Here is a 21704-nt window from a genome sequence, read left to right as displayed (position 1 = left end):
AATTTATACATTTTTCACTCTCAGCTAAGAGTTCCACGCCTTAAGCAGTTATTACTGTTTATTTAATATGACCTTTATCATAAACTTTGGAAGTACCATCATTCTTTTATATCTCCAAGGCTCCTTTAGTAACCTATAAAACCATTCAAGACCTAACTTTTGATATATTTTAGGGGCTCTTTTTACGGTTCCTGCCCAAACATCAACACTTCCACCAACACCCATGACAATCTTTGATTTTAGCTTTTCTCTATATTTGTCCATCCATATTTCTTGCTTAGGTGCTCCTAATGCCACAAATAGTATATCAGCATTAAGTCTATTGATATTTTCTATGATCTTGCCTTCTTCTTCCTCTTTAAAATATCCATCGCGAAATCCTTTTATTTCTACTCCTGATAATTTATTTTTTATATTTTCACAAGCCTTCTCTGCAACCCCTGGCTTTCCGCCTAAAATATATATACTTTTTTGATTTTCATTACAATACTCTAAAATTTTGTGCATAAGATCCACACCTGTCACTCTTTCGGTAAGACCTTTTTTCTGAATTTTAGATGCATATATAATACCAATACCATCGGGGATTACTAAATCAGCATGGTTAATAATTTGTCTTAGTTTTGAATCCTTTTGTGCGCTCATAATAATTTCCGTATTGGGTGTAATAATCATTTTACATCCCATTGTATTCATAAACTCTATACAACGATTAGTAGCATCTTCTAAAGTTCCTTGATCAACAAATACACCCATAATATCTGCTTTATGATTCACTTATCACACCCTCCTTCATTTAACAATTCCATTACCACTTTCTCATTGACCTTTAATTTTTCTTGAAGGTTCTTTACTTTTTCTTCTAACATTTGTTTATAATTCTCATTATTCTTTTGTACCTTTTCTATCTCTAAAATCAAATCAACCTCATTTAAGTCTTCTTTACTGCATAGAGAATCTAGTTGTAGAGATTTCATAAAACTATCAATTTTAGGATCATAAGAAATAGCAATAATTGGCGTATTCATAATAGCCGCAAATATTAAAGAATGTAGCCTTACCCCTACAAGGAGGTCAAGGTTTCCAACTAGTCCTAACATTTCATCTATCTCATATCTATTTCTAATAAAGATTGCTTGATGCTTCATTCTTTTTTCTATTTCATTCATTATTTTCATATCTTCTTTAAAATGAAAAGGAATAAATGCTACATCCATATGAAAATTTTCAACTAACTTGTCTGCTGTACTACAAATCTTATCTATAAAATCATCCTGCTCACGCCAACCTCTAATAGCAAATCCAATTAAGGGTTTTTCCCTTAATTGGTTGATACCCTCTTTTTTCAATATTTTACTTCCTAATTCAAGACTAGCTTTTTTCAAACCAATGACTGGGTCTGTTGTCACATAGGTAGGTGGTCTATTTATCCCAATATGCTCTAATAATTCTTTAGACCCTTCATCTCTCACAATAATCGCATCTGCTTTATTCAAAATCCACCGAACCATACATTGATTGGATTTTCTATTAATAGGTCCTATCCCTTGTCCATAGATCAATACTTTTTTTCTTAAAAGAATGGCCATGAATATAATAACTAAATAATAAGTAATACTTCTACGACTTGTAACATCTTGTAGTAAACTTCCTCCTCCACTAATAAACAAGTCACATTTTCTTATTTCTTTATAAATCTCTTTTATATTTTTTCTGTCAATAGCATGTATTTTATGCTTTTTCTCCGTACTTTTGGGATTTGCTGATAATACTGTTATTTCTATATCTTTTATAGACTCCTTAAAACTGCTCACAATGGAAGTAAGGATTGACTCATCTCCCACATTATTAAAACCATAATAACCTGAAATAACTACCTTACCCATCCAGCTTTTCTCCCCTCATCTTACTAAAGAACATCACAATACTATATAATACACAAACACAAATAGTTCCAAGTACAATTCCAAAAGTTAAGGAGTATCCCGTTCTTACAATTGATAAAAGCATAGGCGTTCTTAAATGACAAAAAGTATTTACAATAGAAGTTTGTCCAATTACTGCAGCTAATCCAAATCCAAAAACAAGCCATTTTAATCTATGTTTTGCTGCAAAAACACCTATCATAAGTGCTGGAAAAGCAAATAAGAACTCTTTTGTTCTTGGTCTAGCATAAAATTTTTCTTCTAAAATATTTCTAAAAATCATTTCTAAATTAGATGGTTGCACATTTGTTTCATGACCTGTTCTAGCCATATATATATATCCAACAACTAGTACAATCATCCCAAGGATTACATAAACAATCTTTACATCATCGAATAATAAATTTCTTAAGTCTTTCCATTTTAAAGTTTTTTCTTCTTTGATCCCTTTATCCCTTTTATAACCAAAATAGCCCATATATAAAATCATAAACATAACAATAGGAATTAATTGACTAAACTTTACGCCTCTAAAAATACTCATTTCTAATAAATACTCAATATCTGAAAGAATGCTTCCTACCATCAATGATCCTATAAAAGAGATTAAAGAGCATATAACTAAAGTTTTAATACTCAAACCTATGATTTTTACTATAGATTCTTTATGGATTTTTTCTTGATAATAAAGGCTACACCTATTGCAGAAATACGCCATACTTAATGATGGAAATATAATTGCTGCGCTCATAGCTAAAAGAATCTCTCCTAAAGCTGGTTTTACAACAAATATACCTGTAACACCAATAATTCCAATTCCTAATAATATATACTTTATTTTCTCTTTTAACTTTATAATATGGTTTAGTAATAAAAGTCCGCCTGCTACTACTCCCCAAGAAATCATTATTTTATAACGATTTCTTACATGATTAGCTTTCATAATACTAGCAGGTCCTACCTTTATATCATGACTTTTTAACCTACTCTTAAATCTATCAAACATTTTTTCATACTCTTTGTAATCCGTTACATAACTATGTCCATCATATTTAAAAGGTTTAAAATAGATTACCCTTATATTTCTTTCTGTTACCGCTCTATTTAAGGTATTTTCTATTTCTTCTGCACCTTGATAATTATAATACTGAAATCTCTCTTGAATATACTCCCATACACTAAAGATTCTTACACTACTATACTCTAAATTTCTTGTTAAATCATATAAACCCTTTTGTTTGATATGTTCTCTTTGCACGTTAGATTCAATCATGCCTACCTTAATATTATTTTTTTTCATATAACTTGCTAAAGGATTTACATTATCTGGATAACCTAAAACCTCTCCTCCTCCAAAAATCATATAAGAAGGATGGATATTTAATTTTTCATAATTATCAATCGTTCCTTCAACCAACCTTTTAGAGCTATAGCTACTATAATTAGACGGTCTTGGAACTACATTAAGGCCACTACTTTTAATTAAATTCACCTTTTCTTCATCTAGTCCTAATCCTAATCTTATTAATTTAGAAGAATAAAGATTTGAAACCTCTTTAAATCCTTTTTTCTTTCCATCATAAATCTTTTCAATCTGTGTATATAATGCATCTTCTACTGTTCCATCTAATAAAATTAAATAAGTTTCTTTTCCTTCTATGATTTTAAATTTATTTTCATCATATCGATTTTCTAGTCCATTTTTTATGAACGTATATAACTCCTTTGAATTAGTACTAGCTAAAACATCGTATTCATCAATCTTTTCTTTATTGAAATAGTCTACTAATTCCTTAGGATATTTATTTTCCCAATTCATATCTTTAATGATGTTTCCAATCATTTCAACCTTTATAGGTTTATTTTCCTCCATCATAGACTCAAAGCTTTCTTCATTTAACCCTACGCTACTTGCCCCTAATGTTTTTAAATTTTTAAACCACCATGCTAAATCCTTATTGGATTGATCTGCCATTTTTTTGAATTCTTTATAATCTAATACTACATCCACTGTCTTATTATTAGATTCTATATTTATTCTTGTCATGGCTGTCATGGAAGAAATTAATACGGCAAAGATCAAAATACCTAATAAAATACGATTTGTCTTCATTCCTTCACATCCTTTTTTTATCATCTTACCCCTTCTATTTCCTTTGATTTTTTTTGTTATTGGCTTAATAAAATGATCATATATGGTAAAAGCTTCTTCTAATTTTAATTTCATAGTTACAAGAGCATAAACAGTTCCACCTAAAATACTTGGAACCATTAGGATGATCATCTTTCCTATCAAACCCTTATGATAAAAATGCATATTTAATATCTTTAAGGTTGGCATCACTACTATGGCCATTGCACAGCAGCTAATGATTACCTTTAAAAAAGTAATCCATAATTTTTTACTCTCTAAATATCCCATTTTTATCTTAAATGCCCTAATCAAGCCAATACTTCCTATGGTAGATGCTACTGCAGTTCCTATGGCTAATCCTAAAACACCAAATTTTGCTCCTAACAGTAAATTAAATACCATATTTAAAGTAATGATGAGTAGCGCATATTGCACAGGTATTTTTTTATCATTCCGCGCATAAAAGGCTTTATTCACTACATCCTGAATACCAAAACTAAGCATTCCTAAAGCATAACAAGCAAATACAGCACCTGTAATAATAGTAGCCTCATGATTAAATTGACCTCTTTCAAATACAAATCCTATAATAGGCTCTCTTAACATAATGATTCCCGCTGTCATTGGCAATAACACAAAAATCATTAATTTCATAATAGCAGTAATAAACTTAGCATACTGCTTTTCACTTAAATCAACTGCCTTTTGCGCAAATTTTGGAAACATGACAGTATTAATACCTAAAACCGTAGTGGTTGTAATTGCTTGATACAATATATTCGCATAATATAAAAAAGATATTTTTCCATGTCCTAAAAAAGATGCTTGCTTTTCATCTAATAAAATATTGATTTGACTAACAGCCGATACAATCATAATAAATAAAATCATTGAAAAAAATTCTTTTATATATGGATCTTTAAAGTTAACCCTGAGTCTATATCGGTAACCTTCCTTATACAGGAAGGGGGTCATCACTAAGAATTGAAGCATCCATCCAATTAACGTAACAAAAGCTAATCCTTTCACCCCATATTTCCGAGAAAAAAAACACAAAAAAATAATCATAATAATATTAGCGGGTAGACTGATAATGGATGTAACTTTAAACATTTCCATAGATTGTAATAACGCCACAAATACATAAGTAATACATATAAATATCAAAATAGGAAACATAATTCGGGTTAATTCCACAGTCAAATCAAACTTATAAGGATCAAATCCACCTGCAAGAACTTTCATGATTTGTTTCGAAAACAATTCTCCTAAAAGAGTAACAAAAAATGCAATACAGATTAAACTATTTAACAAATTATTTACAAAAGAAAAAGCTTCTTTTTTCGTATTTTTATTAAAAAGCCTTACAACAATAGGGATAGTGGCTGTAACAATGGCAGCTCCTATACTTACAAATACGATGGAAGTGCTATTCAGAGCCATAATATATGCATCTGATTCCATATTTGCCCCTAATTTACTTCCTAATAAAGCATCTCTGAAAAACCCTAGAAATTTAGCAAAAAAAGTCAAACTGATGACTGCAAAAATTGTCTTCATGGTTTTTTTATAATTGTTCATTCTGACCTCCATGATTTAAAAAAAGCGCACAGGCGCTTTTATTGAATCTCATAACTTCCTTTAATCAATATATAAGTCTTATCCATAAGAACTGCTACACCTCTACCATCACCTCTTGGTAATAAAAGTAAATGATTAAGTGGTACAATTTCTCCTGATTTCAAATCTTTCCCAGAAATTAAATCAGCAATCCCTCCAGATGCACTGGCAATAGCAGCTACTTGTCCAGAACGAATAATCATCTCTGTACTTGCTCCACCAATGATTCTTTGTCCTTTTTGTACTTCTACTATTTCAAAAACAGGTCCTTGTACAGTTCCTTGGGTACTGCTTGTATTACTATTTCCTGCTAACTCTTTAATCTTTTCATCTATATAGTATTTAAGCTGTTGATGCCTACGCTCTACATAGCCTTTGGTAACAATTGGATCTTCCTCTGACCCCGGCTCTGTCCCCATAGCTATTGCAACGTAAGAAAAAAGCAACAAACCTACACAAGTACTCATTAGCAAAAGTACAGACTTTCGTCTCTTTTTCATACAAGAATCCCCCTTAACCTTATATATTAAAAAACATACGCATACTCTATTATTTTATCATAAAATGTTTTTTTATTGTAAACATATTTATCTATTCATTTCTTTTTCCTTTATGCACTTCTTCTTTTTCTTTGCTTTTTTCATTCGGTTTACTAAAAATCCACCTTTAAACTTTCTTGGTTCATAAGAAATAATAAATGCTCTAGGTTCATAAAATTCAATTAGATCCATCAATTCATTTTCTCTATTTCTCTTTGTTAAAATTTCCAATCTATAACGTTTACTATCTCTTCCTTCTCCTTCAAATACAGTAACCCCAAATCCATTTTCTCTTAGTATTCTAATCATCTCATCATTTTTGTACATCAAATTTACAGATAAACTCGTATATCCAATGGCCAATCTTTTTTCAATATATCCCCCCACGGAAATGCCTATTCCAAATCCGCCTGCATAAACAATCATTGCCAATGTACTTTTATCTCCACTAAACACTAGGGACAATCCAAATACATAAATTAAACAATCTAAAAAACCTAAGATTGAGGCATAGATGCTCATATTTTTAACCATAAAAATAGTTCTTAAGGTAAATAATGGTACATACACCATTTGCAATAATAAAATTAAAACAATTTCTTTCATTACCTACCCCTTTCTCAATATTTCCTTTTTATTTTCATTATAGCAGAATCCATTTCTTTTATGAGATTAAATATAATCATTTAAGGTAAATTTTCTAGTATAGATTTCTCCATCAAAATATTAATTTATGATGAATTCTTCGAACGCCTTGAAGATTCTATTGAAAAAACTTCAATCTTTCTCTAAATGTATTGATATATTCCTCTCGTCGATCCATCCTATAAATTCTAGCAGGGTTCATGTCTTTATCCCAATCGATTCCATTCCACCAGATGGCTACCTTAATGTTTTCATAATGGTTCGAAGCAAATCCATCAAACATATCATTCATCCATTTCACCTTATCTCCACCTACTGAATTAGATCCAAACTCTGTAATCATAAAGGGTTGTTCAAAAATAGACATGTATTCCCTATAAAGGGATGTATAAATTTCATTGAATTCTCTCCATTTTTCTCCTCTATAATAAGTTCCTGTATTGTATCCAGTAAGTCCTATAATATCTACATATTTATTTCCCGGATAATAATTCAAATAATGATTCCATTTAAATTCTGGAAAAGATATATCATGAGGATTCCATACCCAAAGTACGTTATCTACCCCATTTTCTTCAAACAAATCGTAAACATATCTCCATACTTCCTTATACAGATTTGTATCCTTAGAGCTATAATAGCTTGAATAGACACACCAATCTCCATTCATTTCATTATTTAGCCTAAAAAGAATAGGATGCTTAAATTCTTTCATTTTTCTTGCGTATTCTTTAAAATAATAATCATATTTTCCATCTAATATATCATAGGTAATGCTCTTATTATCTCCATTCATGTGCATGGTTTGAAGGGTTAACTCTACAAATCGATTATGATTATATGCATTGATCATTTCCTCCATAGGAAAAGTGCTATCTAAAGATTGATATTTTACTAAGAATTCAAATTGATAATCAATTCTTTCCTCGAGTCCCTTTAAATACCAAAATTCTTGTGGTGCAGTAGGTTCAAATATTCCCCATTTTAACTGATTGCTTTCTAAGAAATACTTTTTATAAAATTCCCTTGTTTCATCATTTAAATTCTTTTGTGTAGATTGATACTTTATATTTAGCGGATGATTCCCTTGCTTTTCTACTAATTGAAAGCTACTAATAATATCCATATATTCTTCATAACTATTAAAAGGTCTTACAGATTTTATGATAATGGTGTAAACTTCACCATTATTCTTTTTTATTTCTGCGCTCACATAATAATTTTTATCATTTTTTACTTTAGAAAGCTTTTTTCTATTCCATTTTAATAAATGAGTTTTCATTCCATTTACTAACATATTTGTTTCATATTCTTTGTAATGATCTTTTTCATTTTTCATAAATGCATTACTATAGTTTATATACCCATTAGCATAGTGGTGGGTCCCTCTAAAATCGTCATAGTATATTTCAATCTCTTTTTCTCCATCTCCTATAACAGTCTTTACAAAGGAAATCGTCGTATCTACCCACATATTTTTAGGGTAATTGATCTTATATCCATCTGCATAGTTTATATATGTAGTATCTAAACTATCTATTATATTCATGTCACTTGAATTGTCTTCAATTGAATCCATATACTGCATGCTTTCTTCATTTTTTGTACTATTTGCCTCTATCGTATCTCCATAAGCAAAAATACTTGAAAAACAAATAATTATTCCACATAATAGTAAACCAATTTTTTTCATAAACGAACCGAATCCTCCCTTTAAAGACATACACTCTTATTTTTTCAAATTCTTCACCATTATATCATAAAAAGACTCCTTCTCCACCTAGATTTTTTTATCCTTGATAAAGAGAAAAATAGCTATTCATTGATCAAAAAAAACACACTAGACCATAAAATAGTCTAGTGTTTCCCCTACAAAAATTATTTTGTTTTGAATCTTGATTTCTAACGAATTAGTAAACTGCTAGATACCTATCTCTCTATTCTTTTCTTAAGTATGGATAACTCTTTCCTTCTTCAATGAACCAAATAGTCTCTACACCTTCACTTTTATCTGATATATCCCAATTTATAAATGTTGCTTTTTCTTTTAATTCCAAATCCGTTTTCCCTTCTAATTCAGTAGTTCCTGTACTCCCATTCCTGAAAATAACCTTTCCTGTAGGATTTATACTTTTATTCCAATAACTATTAGTAATCATATTTTCATTTTGTGTCATATATGCAAATATATTATTATTTCCTAAAACCTTAGAACATGTATAGATATTTGTAAGTGTACTATCCTGAATACTAAATGAAAAACCTGCCCCTGTACCTCCGTTTGCTTCTTTGACTTTCCCTAAGGAATAATTATTAGATAAAGTGCTACCATCAATCATACTTGCAAATCCACCTGCAGCAAAAATTAACGTTCCCCCTTGATTATCATTCTCTCCTATATTTCCTGTAGTGTAGCATTGATCAATCTGACTATTTTCTATAACGCTTGCAAAGCCTCCTAAACTCCTATACCCTAAAACATCCCCTGTAGCATAGCAATTTTCAATAACACTTCCCTCCATAATATAACATGAAAATCCACCTGCACCAGATAAAAAAGGACTGTCTAGTGTTCCTGTAGCATAAGAATTACATACCTTAGCTTTTGTAAGTATTGCAGCAAAGCCCCCTGTGCCACCTTGTGACATAACATCCGCTGATCTACTCTGTATATCTAATTCATTTACATCAACATCTGCACTACAATTTTCAATGATAATATAACCACTAGGAGCATTTGTCCCATTTAGAATACCCACAAAGCCTCCAATTCTAGCAGCTCCTAAAAATTTCCCTTTTCCTTGAATAACTCCTGAAGCCATACTATTTTTGACAATAATATCCCCATTTGTTACTATTTCAGTACTCGTAGTATCTATTTTACCAACCAATCCACCAGCCTCATCATATCCAGTTCCACCACATATAATCAGCGTCAAATCAGATACATTGCATTGATCTACAATCAAGGTCTTTGTTTGTGAATTTTGAATTTCTCCTACTAGTCCTCCCGATCGAATGATAGGATAATATTTCCCTTTTCTATAATCAGATACAGATTCTATATGAATATTTTTCACTTCAATTTGTTCTAAATCTCCTCCATCAAGTAGTCCTGTAATTCCTCCAATATTTTGTAAATGAGAAGCCTCTCCTGATCTCCACACACCTGTTACAAGCATCTTAAACTCATTTAGTTTTACTTCTTTAAAAGAAGTGTTTGTACTTTTCCCTATAAAACCTCCTATATACTTTGTTATTTTTTTCTCTCCTGGATTGTTCTCAAATAAATCAAAAGTAACCTTACTAATTGTACTTTTTAAAATTTCTGCTCCATTTGCTTCTCCTGCTAATACGCCTGACTTTGACCCTGTTTTCATCGTAACCTCTTTGATCATAATATCCGAAAGCCATGCACCACTTCCTAGCTTACTAAATAATCCTTGTAATTCTTTATCTCTTTGAATGTTTAAATGAGTAATTTCATAACCATTCCCCATAAACTTTCCTGTAAATGGTACGCTTGTATCTTCTGCTTCATCATATCCAATCGGTACAAAGTTATCTCCTGCCAAGTCCATATTAGCTACTAACATATATTTTTTGTCCATACCCCCTGTGTATGTACCTTCCCAAGGTGTTCCCACTCCAAAGATACTATCTGCATTTACTTCTATTTGTTTTAATTCTGTTTTATTTGCAATAGGAATCCAATTTCCCTTGATCTTAGTAAAAATAGGATTTTCTATACTTATTTTTGCTACTTCACTAGTAATATTTCCAGCAGTATCTTCTGCTACAAGATACATTTCATAGCTTTTCCCATAAGGAATTTCTGTCATTGCTTGATTCGTAAATCCGTCTCCTTCACCGCTTGTTAATACTCTAACACCCTTATAATCTATCTTTGCTTTTACTTGTGCTACTGTTGGTAGAGCACTCCCGTCTTCCACTAATATATAATGAATAGTAGATGGCTCATTAGTCTGTGCACTAAATTTAATAGTTCCCAGTTTGTCTACTACATCTCCTTCTTTTTCTGTAAATACAGGGGGGGTAGTGTCAATTTCTGATACTTTAATTTCTTTTACACTGTCTTGTTTATTTTCATTCTCATCTACTGCTGTTACATATATATTGTAGATTTTTCCTAAGGTCACTCCACCATCATATACTTCCTTTGCTACTGTATTTTTCTCTACATCATAGCTATTGCCAATACTGATCAAATCATCTACTGTAAAATTTTTATCATATACAGCTTCATATACAGTATAGTACACAGTCGATTTTTCATTCAATTTGCTAAATATATTTATTTTTAATTCACTACTTTTCATCTGTGCATAAGGAAAACCTGTTGCCCACTGGGGAGCTTTGTCATCTATTTTTTTCACCGAAATTACTGTTACATTTTTCTGTTTATTATTATGTTCATCTACAGCTACTAAGTGTACTTCATAATTTTTTTCATCTGTCAATCCCTGATCATATACTTCTTCTATTACTGTATTCTTTTCTATATCATAATGATTCCCATTAGCAATCAATTCCTCTACTGTGAAGGTTTTATTCTCTTCTTGTACAATATAGTATACAGTCGATTTTTCATCTAATTCTGTTTTTATTTTTATCTTAAGTTCCTTACTCTTCATTTCTGCATAAGGCGATCCTGTTTCCCAATTTGGTGGTGTTCTATCTTTATGGCTACTATTACCATGATTATGATGGTCATTACTCTGATAGTTTCCTTCTTCATCATCATTTGTAGCATCTATTTTGTCATTTCCAATCTTAGTATTATCTATTCCATTATTTACTTTTATGTAGCTGGGTCTCTTTTCAATAGATACATTTTTACTTTTAATCTCTGCTCGGTCAATCCTTCCATCCCCTGTAATTTCTACTTGTTCCTTTGCTTCCAAATTTATGATTTTACTTCCCTTTTTTGTATGTACTTTTGTTTCTTTTTCAATAATTAATTTTTCTACCTTTGTTCCTTTATCTAAATCTAATGTTGTTTTTCCTTGTGTATCAATTTCTTTTATTTGACTACCTCCTGATACAGCTATAGTTGCGCTTGCTTTTGTTTTTATTTTTCCAATTTCACTCTTCCCTTTGATTTCTATTTTTGGCTCTGTTTTTACTTTTGTAATAACTATCTTTTCTACCTCCACGGCTTCTAGTTGTATAGGCTTTTTAGTAGTTCCTCCTGATACATCTATTTGTCCATGGATTTTTGTATTCTTAATAATTACTTTTCCATTTGCCCCTGGAGAAATATAGAGATCTCCATTTATTTCTTTATTTTCGATTGTAATATTTGGATTGATCACTGTAATTTTTTTGACATCCTCTGGCATATTCTCTAAATCTTCTTGACTTGTTACAATATAGCCTAATACATTTTCTACTATAGTCATAATTTCTGCTCTATTGATGATTCCTTTTGGTTTGAACGTTCCATCTTTATAACCACTAATATATCCCATTTCTGAAAATTTTTCTATGCTTTTTTCAGTTTCTTCGTCCATTTCCTTTAAGTCTTTAAAATCTTTCTTTTCATTTGTTTTTCTTTGCTCTTCTACATCTACTATAAGACTCATCATATTTACTACATCTTCTCGAGTAGCTAATTCTTCGGGCCTGGCTTCTAAATCTTTTATATATCCATAATATTTTGCTTTTGCTGTTTCTCCTGCATACCATTCTTCTCCTAATACATCTCCAAAGTTTTGCTTACCTTCTTCCTTGAGTCCAAAATATTTGTTCACTAAAGTAATTAACTCAGATCTTTTCATTTCTTGGTCCGGCTTAAAAGTACCATCTGGATACCCACTAAGCATACCTATTTTGTGATGCTTTTTAATGGTCTCTTCTGCCCAATGTCCTTGTATATCACTAAATTCATTATAATTCACACTTTCTTCTGCATAGCCTATAAATGTTGTCGGTAAGATTAAAGTAATAATTAAAATAATAGCTAATAATTTTTTCATTTTTTCTCCCTTCAGAAATTCATCTTTTTATAATTTTTTTCAGTTAACAATCTCCTTCTGCCACAAAGACTATAATACATATCTGTTCTACTAGATTATCAAATTTTCTATCCAATACTACTCCTAATACTAAAAAATACTTTTTTGAATACAACATATTTTAGCATATATTGTAATATTATAGCATATTTATCTAAACCAAATATAAACAAAAAATAAGGTGCTTTTCTACCTTATTTTTTATTTTTCTCTATTTTTTATTTTTTGCAAGGGATAGCTATGACTTATCTTTTCTTCCTTTTTAAAATACTAAATTTTACTATTGTCCCTACATTTTCAGCACTTTCAATGGCTAACCCTTTTCCATAAAATTCAATCAACCTTCTATTGATATTTTTAACTCCTACCCCTTCTTTATATACTGTACCCTTTAAAAGGTTTTGATATTTTTCTTCTGACATACCTACCCCATCATCTTTTACTTCAAAATAAACACAATCTTGCTGATCTTCTATTTTGATCCATACATTTCCCCCTCCATATTTTTGTAAAATACCATGTTTGATAGCATTTTCAACAATTGGCTGAAGAATTAAATGAGGGATATAACCATCTATATTTTCATCTATTTTATAAATTATATTTATTTTGTCCTTAAAACGTGCCTTTTCTATTTCTAAATAAGCTTTTACAAGCTTTACTTCTTTAGATATAGATATGAAGGAATTTCCTTCCTCTATGTTAAAACTATTACGTAAAAATATACTTAAATAGTCTATTAACTGACTTGCTTTTTCAGGCTCTTCCGTACATAAAAAGGAAATGGTATTGAGTGCATTGTACAAAAAATGAGGCTTTATTTGTGCTTGTAAAAAAGCTAGTTCACTAGCTTTTTGCGCTACTTCTAATAATTGGTTTTGATCTAACAATTGTTCTGCAAGTATATGTAGTTCCTCAGCTTGTTTTTTTAACAATATATTCTTCTCAGAAAGCTCTTCATTTTTCTTTATAATCTCCTTTTTCTGAATAGTAATTTGCTCCGTTCTTGATGCCACTTCTCTTTCAAGGTATTTCTGTTGTTTTTTCAAAAGGCGAATCCTTGTAAAATGTACCCCAAACAAAATTCCTCCAAATAAAAGTATACCCATTCCCCTAACCCACCATAGCTTCCACCAAGGAGGAAGTATCGTAATTTTTAAACTTGAACCTTGTGTATTCCATATACCATCATCATTGGATGCTTTCACGAGAAATACATATGTACCTGGATCAAGATTAGTATATTGGACACTTTGTATGGGATAGTCTGTATATATCCAATTTTTGTCGAATCCTTCAAGCATGTAAGCATAATTATTTTTATCCGATTGTCTGTAATTAAGAGCTGCAAATCTCACACCAAAGGTCGCATCTTTATAACTCAAAGTAATCTCATCCGTATCATAAATTGGTTTTGTAAGAATTTCAGATTGAGTAGGCTTTATTACCTTATGCATCACCCTAAGTTCAGTAAAATAAACAGGAGGGACAAACTTACTCTTTACAATTTCCTTAGGGCTTATGATACTAAGTCCTCCAATTCCACCAAAGTATAATTCTCCATTATCCCCTTTTAAAAAAGCTCCTTGGTTAAATTCGTCTCCCTGCAAACCATCTCTAGCATCATAGGCTTCAAAGCTTTCATTTTTAGGATTAAATTTATTGATTCCCCTATTTGTACTAATCCATAAAAAACCGTTATCATCTTGAACAACTCCATACAACTCTGGATTTGAAAGACCATCCTTTTGTGTATAGCATTTAAATTGACCTGTCTTGTAATCAAAACGATTTAATCCACCGCCATATGTACATATCCAAAAAATACCTTCTTCATCTTGATAGATTGCTGTTACATCATTGTGACTTAATGTATTTGAATCAGCCCATGACCTTTGATAGCGTTTAAATTTATTTTTGCCACTTATTATATTTTCTGAAGAAAGCATACTTATACCTCCCCCCCATGTTCCAATCCATACATTCCCCGAATCATCTTCCATAATAGTTTTTATGAAGTTATCTCCAAGGCTTTTATCATTCTTAGGGTCATGTAGATATTTTTTAAAGTTTATATTTCCTTTTTTAAGATCATCTGGGTCAAGTCTATTAAGACCTCCTCCCCATGTACCTATCCACAAAATTCCTCGGCTATCCTCACAAATAGACATAATCGAATCACTTCCAAGACTTTTAGGATCATTTACGTCATGATTATATCTTAAAATTTCAGGATCATCTTTACTACGTTCTTTATTTTTTATACGACTGAGTCCATTTTTCCAGGTGCCAATCCAAATGTCTCCCCTTCTGTCTTCTTCCATAGACCACACCGTATTTCCACCTATACTTATCTCACTTTCTGGGTCATTGATAAGCTTTAAATCAACATTTTTTCTATCCTTTAGTCTGTTTACTCCTCCGTTCCATGTTCCAGCCCAAAGTACTCCATCTCCATCTTCAAGTATGGACAGTATAATATCACTACTTAAACTTTTAGAATTATCCTTTTTATGCTTAAGAATAGAAAAACCTCTATTTCCATAATCCATCTTGTTTAAACCACTGCCATAAGTTCCAATCCATAATAGCCCTTGTCTATCTACATAAAGGGATCTTACATCACTTCCACTTATGCTATTTCCATCTGTTTTAGATGTGAAATTTTGAAAATGATCCTTTGCATCCATTTTAGTAAGTCCCCCACCATTAGAACCAATCCAAAGGTTTCCTTTTGTATCTTCTGCTATGCACGATACAGATTTATCAAACAAAACCGTTTCATTCCTTAATTCATATTTAAAATGTTCAAAACCAGTACCTTCATTATCTAAACGATTTAATCCTTTATCAGTACCTATAAATAAACCTTTTTTTCTTGATTTAAAGATGGAAAGAACATTGTTACTAGAAATACTTTTAGAATTTTGGGAATCAAATTGAAAGTGATTAAAACCCTTTTCTTTATTTTTTAAATCTAAAAGATCAAGTCCTCCTCCATTAGTGGCAATAAAGAGACGTCCCTGATCATCTTCATATAAATCTTGAATGTAATTACTACTAATACTATTTTCATTATTTTTCTCATGCTTATATCTTTGAAATACAAGTTTTTTATTTCTTGGATTACAGCTATTAAGTCCCCCATTTCTAGTTCCTACCCATAAAGTTCCCTGCGAATCCAAACGAAGGCTTCTTACATTATTATCACTTAATGTAGTCTGATCCTTAGGATCAAATCTATAATTCGTAAACTTTTCTGTTTTTCTATCAAATTTACTCAAACCTCCATTTGTTCCAACCCACATAGTACCTTCATCATCAAATAATATGGCCCATACAGAGTTATCTGCCAATGAATTTGGATGATCTACCTCCGTTTTAAAGGTATAAAACTCATATCCGTCAAATCGTGTTAATCCCCCTTGGGTTCCAAACCATAAAAATCCCATTTCATCCTGAGCAATTACATTTATTGATACCTGTGGAAGTCCTTGCTCTCTGCTAATATGTTCAAAATATACATTTATTTCCTCGCCCTTTACTGTAAAAGAAAAACACACAAGAAACAATACTATAAAAAAAATATATTTCTTACTCCTTTGCATATAAAAAGTCCTCCTTTATTGTCAAACCCTATTTTGAACTTAACTGCTTAAAGCATTATGTACAATTTCTTTCATCTCTTCTGATACTACTGTTTCAAATTCTTTTTCTAAAAGATTTACATAATCTTGATAATATTTTTTTATTTGCTCTTGATCATTTAATCCTATTAGTATTTCAATTAATTTCTTATAAGCTTTCTCACATAAAGGATGATACTCAATCAAGGTTTTCATTACTTTACTTGCTTTAACAAAATCTCCATCCTCTATATATCTTCTAGCTATTTCAAATTGCAAATTTGTGTATTCATTTTCAAACCATATAGCTCTGGATTCTCCCCATTCATATGCCATATCCTTTAAATACTGACCTTTATATGTATTTGCAAGTTGAATCAATGATTCCATCGTTTGTTTATGAGGTAAAATGATTTTTTTACTAAAATCAATAAAATCAACTTGATTATCTTTAATATCTATATAATAGTTCTCTTTATCTCGAACTAAAAAATGTTCCACACCAATTTTTTCTAATTTTTTCCTAATATAATAGCATGTTGTATACAAATTACTCGATGCGCTTTTTCTATCTTTTTCAGGCCATAGTCTATCTAAAATCATCTCTCTAGAAATTTTTTTACCTTGATAATGCGTTAATAAAGCAACCAATTCCTCCGCTTTTTTCGTCCTCCACTTAATGGTTTTTCCATCCTCTGATTTGCACGAAAATCCGCCAAAGCCTTGAATAAATATCTTTTTATTTTGTATATCTTCTTTTGCTATTTGTTTTTTTCTATATAGGTGATTCAATTGTTTATTCATTTCTTCTAGATCAATAGGTTTTAATAAATAGCTTACTGCATGAACCTTAAAAGCTTCTAATGCATATTGATCATATGCCGTTAAAAAAATAATATCTGTTCCTATATGCTCCCCAATAATTTTTTCTGCTAATTCTAATCCATTCATTCTAGGCATTTCTATGTCTAAAAAAACAATATCTATTCTTTCTTTAGTGGTTACAAAAAATTCTAATGCCTTTTCTGGTTCATTAAATGTATCAATCAACTTTATATAGTCTATTTTTTTCAAAACGCGTTTCAATCGCTCAAGTGCTATATATTCATCATCTATAGCAATTACTTTAAGCATACTTATGAACCCCTTTCAATCTATAGAATACTGTATTCTTAGAATATAATACCATATGCTTTTATATATTGCACAGAGCTCCTTTAAATATAAAAAACCACGCTTTTAAATACTTAAAGCGTGATTTTCCCTTTTTTATTTATTTTTCATCTAAAGAAAGAATTTCATAAGTTACTTCATCATCATTTACAGTAAATAGTATCATTTTAGGAGTCGTAAATTGGTCTAAATCCGTACCCACAGTATACCTATTTAAATTCATATAGTGTACGCCATCTTCTGGATATACTGAGAATAGTTCATTTTCTCCTGTTACCACCCAAATATCTACATTTTTTTCTGTCTTTAATTTTTCAAGAGTATCCTTAAATAGTTTTTCTTCTAATGGATCTTTAAAATTCAAAGGCTTAGGTAATGTAACAAATACATTTTTACTCTCTACATTTTCCATTTGTTTTAAGAACCAACCCCATTGTTCAAAATTGGTTTCTCGTAAACCACCCTTACGATTATCTAAATTGATAAATAAAGTATTTTTGTGCGTGCTAGAGCCATATCCCGCACCTGCTATGATACTCGAATGATTAAACTTGTCCTTTATTATAGGATCTATGGATTTTGTAAATAAATTCATTTCCGCCATCTCATTAGAAAATTTAGCAATTTTTTCTGCTACCCCATTCTCGCCTAATGGATTTATTGAGATAGATTCACTTACAAACAATCTAAAGGAAGAATTTCCCCTTAGGTCAGACTTTTTATTTCTACTATCTACAAACTCCTCTGCTTTTGGAATACTCCCTGTAAATTTATTTGGATAAAATGCAGTTAAATCATCCATATAAATTTCGCCAATATCTTTGGAAAGGGTATTGGTCTCAACAACATATATTCTTTCAAGTTTAAAAGGACTATTTATAGTTTTCGGCATAGCAGTTTCAACAAACTTCCATCCTTCCCAATCAATACTCGGTGCTAATGTGATATTTGTACTATTTCCATCCCCATTTACTACTTTCGCCTTTAACATATGTCCACTTTCATTGCCATACACCCACATACCAATTTTTTCAGGTACCTTATTAAAATTAATTCCCCCATCATCAAACACTAAATAAGCAGCCCGAGTTGCGTCTGTGCTCGTAAAATCATAGGATAACTTTCCTGAAAGCTTACCCATCTTACTATGCTCTGCTAAATCATATTCTCCAGTTACCTCTGCAGGATAAGATAAGAAAGAACCATTATTGTCTTCAAAATCATCTACAATTTCTTCCTCTGATCCTACCACTACTGGAACAAAGCTACTAAGACCCCCAAAAGATACTTTCATGAGTCCTGAACCCGATTCATTAGAGCTTTGAAAATAGCCTTCACTGTCTATCATTCCTAAATTAGATGGAATATCCACATACAACTCATTCATATTCACCGTTGCACCATACCCATCCTTATCCATTACTTTTACTTTAAGTAATTTTTTCTTATTTTTATCTATATATATTTTTGATGGAAATACCTTTAAACTTACGGGATTATCGATGACACGAATAGGTAAGCTTGCATATTTACCTTCATATTCTACGGCAATAACTCCAACCCCTGATGTTGTTCCTTTGAAGCTATTATTATTAAATTCACCCTTTACACCACTAACCATCCATTTTACTTGGCTTGAATCTATCACTATTGGATTGTAATTTTTATCATATGCCTTTAGGGTAAATTGTTTTGAAGTATTCATAAGCATATTTTCATCTTTAGCTTCTAGAATAATTCCTCCAATTTCATCAACCTTAGGGGCATTACTTATAGCTCCAATCCCATTCATAATCCTTCTTTCACTACCTCCTGAGGGATGATTAATTACTTTTTTATTTTCTTCTCCTAAAGGTCTTAGTACCATATCTGTAGAACCACCACCATCAAAGTTAATGGCATTATACGCCCCTAGTGAAATCATAATTTGTGCTAATTCATCTTGTCTTACTCCTGTAAAAGACTTGGTTCTACCATCTATGGTAACAAAGAAAACCTCTCTTTCATCTCTTGATATTCCTAGAGCTGTTCTTGGATGCTTTCCTTTTATATTCATATAATAATCAGACATGACGTCCCCATCTTTCACAATTATGGACCCACCAGCAACGGTTAATGCTAAATCGGAAAAATCAGGATTGGTCTCAGCAGAAAAATCTATAGAATCTCCAACAACAAAGTTTTGTCCAATCTCTACAGCCTTTTGTCCTGCTGCAAATAAGACATATCCATTATTAGGTATATAACTGCCCGTCCCAGCTTGTACCATGTTCTTAATCTTATGATCTTCTATGATCAATTCTATACCACTTGTAAGTTTTGAACTAAGGGCTGGTGTTTTTTCTCCCCATTTTGACGTATAAAGAATGCATGTATTTTCATAATCAGATTCTTTATTTACTGCAAGAACTGATAATTCAAACCCAGTATTTTCATTTGTGAGTGTAATTTTAGAATTTGCCCAATTTTGAATAAAAGGGTTATTTTCCTTTGTTAAATTAAAAGTAGGAACCATATGCTCCGTATAGGATGTAGTGGTAAGGAGTTCTCCATCTTTCACCATTGGTCCAATGGTTGCAGCTGTTTTCATACTGAAAAAATCTCCATTAATAGCTCCTATCATATTTTCTCTTTGACCTACAAGTTCTGATAATCTCGCCTTTTTATTTAATCCATTTTGGTGAAATAACAAATCTAAATTTGTATCTTTGTCATCTAAATTTACTCGAATTACATTGATATTGACCCACCCATTATCTGTAAACTTACGTATTTGTTCATGCTTAATTCCTTTTCCTATGTAATTTTCATTTTTTTCTTCATAAACAGAATGATTCCAATCTGCATAAACAAAGTTTGGTATATTCACAAAGGTAATGGAACACGCCAAACCAAAAGAAAATAATATTTTTTTCCATTTCTGCATCTTCTATTTCTCCTCTCTATATGGAAACTTTCCCCTATGGACTTCCTTATCCTATGGACGAAATATTTAAAGAAATTGTTCCATCATGATAAAATTTGTACTATATTTCGCAAATGCTGTTATTTATTGTCATGAATCTAACTCCATTATATCAGTATAATATAAAAATAAGGTTACGAATATATTACAATAATATGTAAATATTATTGTATCTAGTAAATATTTCTGACTATACTACTTTATACAAAATTATAATCTTCACTTTTTTAATCCTCTAGAAAATAAAAAATGAGCTATTACTTAAAAGTAATAACTCATTTCTATATTTTAAAAATCTATTAATCCGAAACTAATTAATAACGCTTCATTTACCTTATCCATCATCTCATCATCAGAGTGCCCTATTTTTTCTCTCAATCTTCTTTTATCAATAGTCCGAACTTGTTCTAATAATACCACCGAGTCTTTTGTTAATCCATATTCTGAGGCACTAATTTCAATATGAGTAGGAAGCTTTGCTTTATTGATTTGTGAAGTAATTGCAGCCACAATAACCGTAGGACTATATTTGTTTCCTATGTTGTTCTGAACCACAAGAACGGGTCTTACTCCTCCTTGTTCTGAACCAACAACAGGACTAAGATCTGCATAAAAAATATCTCCTCTTTTTACAATCACACTACTCACACTCCGCAAGCTTGGCTTCATAGTTATATAGTGCATCCGCATCCATATCTAATCCTACTTCCGATAAAGCTAAATTCATAGCTCCCATTTCCCTATATCCCTTTTTCATACTTTCTCTTATTTGAATCTTACGCCTCTCTCGAATATATAATTTCATCGCTTCTCTAATAAATTCACTTCTGTTTTTTTTATCCATTGCTACAATATCATCTACTTCTTGTAAAAGGGTATTGGGTAAACTAATCATAATTCGTTTAGACTCAGCCATATGGGCACCTCCTGAAATTTTAAAAATAAATAAATCTATATAAAGGCATTCGTATCCACATTAGTATATATTAAAAGATATACCACATTATATACTATTCATTATAAGTGTGTCAATATGACT

The 21704-nt window shown here is 31.0% G+C and carries 12 protein-coding genes; all 12 read right to left on the bottom strand.

The genetic code is table 11. The features are described from left to right. Positions 1 to 51: 51 nt before the first annotated feature. Positions 52 to 777: a WecB/TagA/CpsF family glycosyltransferase gene (locus K7H06_RS01800; RefSeq protein WP_246637607.1), complete on the bottom strand. Its 726-nt coding sequence runs from the start codon at positions 775 to 777 to the stop codon at positions 52 to 54. Beyond that, positions 774 to 1886 carry a polysaccharide pyruvyl transferase CsaB gene (gene csaB, locus K7H06_RS01795; protein WP_223038280.1) on the bottom strand — a complete coding sequence of 371 codons (1113 nt, stop codon included), beginning with the start codon at positions 1884 to 1886 and terminating at the stop codon, positions 774 to 776. Before csaB ends, K7H06_RS01800 begins: the two co-directional genes overlap by 4 nt. Further along, positions 1879 to 5640, bottom strand: a complete 3762-nt coding sequence (gene murJ / locus K7H06_RS01790) for a murein biosynthesis integral membrane protein MurJ (protein ID WP_223038279.1) — start codon at positions 5638 to 5640, stop codon at positions 1879 to 1881. Before murJ ends, csaB begins: the two co-directional genes overlap by 8 nt. Before the next feature lie 38 nt (positions 5641 to 5678). Further along, positions 5679 to 6179, bottom strand: coding sequence for a hypothetical protein (locus tag K7H06_RS01785; RefSeq protein ID WP_223038278.1), 501 nt, complete (start codon positions 6177 to 6179; stop codon positions 5679 to 5681). 87 nt (positions 6180 to 6266) lie between these two features. Continuing rightward, positions 6267 to 6824, bottom strand: a complete 558-nt coding sequence (locus K7H06_RS01780; RefSeq protein ID WP_223038277.1) for a DUF2179 domain-containing protein — start codon at positions 6822 to 6824, stop codon at positions 6267 to 6269. A 157-nt stretch (positions 6825 to 6981) separates the two neighbouring features. Beyond that, entirely contained in the window at positions 6982 to 8556 is a 1575-nt protein-coding gene (locus K7H06_RS01775) for a glycoside hydrolase family 26 protein (RefSeq protein ID WP_223038276.1), read from the bottom strand. A 244-nt stretch (positions 8557 to 8800) separates the two neighbouring features. Beyond that, a complete protein-coding gene (locus K7H06_RS01770) occupies positions 8801 to 12862 on the bottom strand; it encodes an S-layer homology domain-containing protein (RefSeq protein ID WP_223038275.1) in 4062 nt (1353 codons plus the stop codon). Between the two features lie 284 nt (positions 12863 to 13146). After that, positions 13147 to 16509, bottom strand: a complete 3363-nt coding sequence (locus tag K7H06_RS01765; RefSeq protein ID WP_223038274.1) for a ligand-binding sensor domain-containing protein — start codon at positions 16507 to 16509, stop codon at positions 13147 to 13149. A 39-nt stretch (positions 16510 to 16548) separates the two neighbouring features. After that, on the bottom strand, positions 16549 to 17661 hold the full coding sequence (locus K7H06_RS01760; protein WP_223038273.1) for a response regulator: 1113 nt from the start codon (positions 17659 to 17661) through the stop codon (positions 16549 to 16551). Positions 17662 to 17800: 139 nt separating this feature from the next. After that, the gene (locus K7H06_RS01755; RefSeq protein WP_223038272.1) at positions 17801 to 20626 is read right to left on the bottom strand and encodes a phosphodiester glycosidase family protein; all 2826 of its coding nucleotides are present in this window, start codon (positions 20624 to 20626) and stop codon (positions 17801 to 17803) included. Between the two features lie 327 nt (positions 20627 to 20953). Beyond that, positions 20954 to 21313 carry a type II toxin-antitoxin system PemK/MazF family toxin gene (locus tag K7H06_RS01750; RefSeq protein WP_484795922.1) on the bottom strand — a complete coding sequence of 120 codons (360 nt, stop codon included), beginning with the start codon at positions 21311 to 21313 and terminating at the stop codon, positions 20954 to 20956. Beyond that, positions 21306 to 21581 carry a CopG family ribbon-helix-helix protein gene (locus K7H06_RS01745; RefSeq protein WP_223038270.1) on the bottom strand — a complete coding sequence of 92 codons (276 nt, stop codon included), beginning with the start codon at positions 21579 to 21581 and terminating at the stop codon, positions 21306 to 21308. The genes K7H06_RS01750 and K7H06_RS01745 overlap by 8 nt, the downstream gene beginning before the upstream one ends. Positions 21582 to 21704 lie beyond the last annotated feature (123 nt).

Origin of the sequence: Crassaminicella profunda, from assembly GCF_019884785.1 — a bacterium.
Lineage (GTDB): Bacteria > Bacillota > Clostridia > Peptostreptococcales > Thermotaleaceae > Crassaminicella > Crassaminicella profunda.
This window is presented reverse-complemented; position numbering and strand designations above follow the sequence as displayed.